The sequence below is a fragment of the Streptomyces aureus genome, assembly GCF_000725495.1.
GTDB lineage: Bacteria > Actinomycetota > Actinomycetes > Streptomycetales > Streptomycetaceae > Streptomyces > Streptomyces aureus_B.
This window is the reverse complement of the sequence record NZ_JNZD01000069.1, coordinates 1-1,404: the sequence shown is the minus strand read 5'-3', so window position 1 is coordinate 1,404 and position 1,404 is coordinate 1. Positions and strand designations below refer to the sequence as shown.

Annotated in this window: 1 rRNA gene; it reads right to left on the bottom strand. The window is 56.1% G+C overall.

The features are described from left to right. Positions 1-21 precede the first annotated feature (21 nt). Positions 22-1,404: ribosomal RNA gene (locus IO36_RS35985) — 23S ribosomal RNA — on the bottom strand; the annotation flags it as partial.

Here is a 1,404-nt window from a genome sequence, read left to right as displayed (position 1 = left end):
ACACAGTGGACGCGAGCAACTGAGGACAAGCCCTCGGCCTATTAGTACCAGTCACCTCCACCCGTTACCGGGCTTCCAGATCTGGCCTATCAACCCAGTCGTCTACTGGGAGCCTTAACCCCTCAAGGGGGTGGGAATACTCATCTTGAAGCAGGCTTCCCGCTTAGATGCTTTCAGCGGTTATCCCTCCCGAACGTAGCCAACCAGCCATGCCCTTGGCAGGACAACTGGCACACCAGAGGTTCGTCCGTCCCGGTCCTCTCGTACTAGGGACAGCCCTTCTCAATATTCCTACGCGCACAGCGGATAGGGACCGAACTGTCTCACGACGTTCTAAACCCAGCTCGCGTACCGCTTTAATGGGCGAACAGCCCAACCCTTGGGACCGACTCCAGCCCCAGGATGCGACGAGCCGACATCGAGGTGCCAAACCATCCCGTCGATATGGACTCTTGGGGAAGATCAGCCTGTTATCCCCGGGGTACCTTTTATCCGTTGAGCGACGGCGCTTCCACAAGCCACCGCCGGATCACTAGTCCCGACTTTCGTCCCTGCTCGACCCGTCGGTCTCACAGTCAAGCTCCCTTGTGCACTTACACTCAACACCTGATTGCCAACCAGGCTGAGGGAACCTTTGGGCGCCTCCGTTACTCTTTAGGAGGCAACCGCCCCAGTTAAACTACCCATCAGACACTGTCCCTGATCCGGATCACGGACCCAGGTTAGACATCCAGCACGACCAGACTGGTATTTCAACGACGACTCCACAAGCACTGGCGTGCCCGCTTCACAGTCTCCCAGCTATCCTACACAAGCCGAACCGAACACCAATATCAAACTGTAGTAAAGGTCCCGGGGTCTTTCCGTCCTGCTGCGCGAAACGAGCATCTTTACTCGTAGTGCAATTTCACCGGGCCTATGGTTGAGACAGTCGAGAAGTCGTTACGCCATTCGTGCAGGTCGGAACTTACCCGACAAGGAATTTCGCTACCTTAGGATGGTTATAGTTACCACCGCCGTTTACTGGCGCTTAAGTTCTCAGCTTCGCCACCCCGAAGAGTGACTAACCGGTCCCCTTAACGTTCCAGCACCGGGCAGGCGTCAGTCCGTATACATCGCCTTACGGCTTCGCACGGACCTGTGTTTTTAGTAAACAGTCGCTTCTCGCTGGTCTCTGCGGCCACCCCCAGCTCATGGAGTAAATCCAATCACCAGTGATGGCCCCCCTTCTCCCGAAGTTACGGGGGCATTTTGCCGAGTTCCTTAACCATAGTTCACCCGAACGCCTCGGTATTCTCTACCTGACCACCTGAGTCGGTTTAGGGTACGGGCCGCCATGAAACTCGCTAGAGGCTTTTCTCGACAGCATAGGATCATCCACTTCACCACAATCGGCTCGGCATC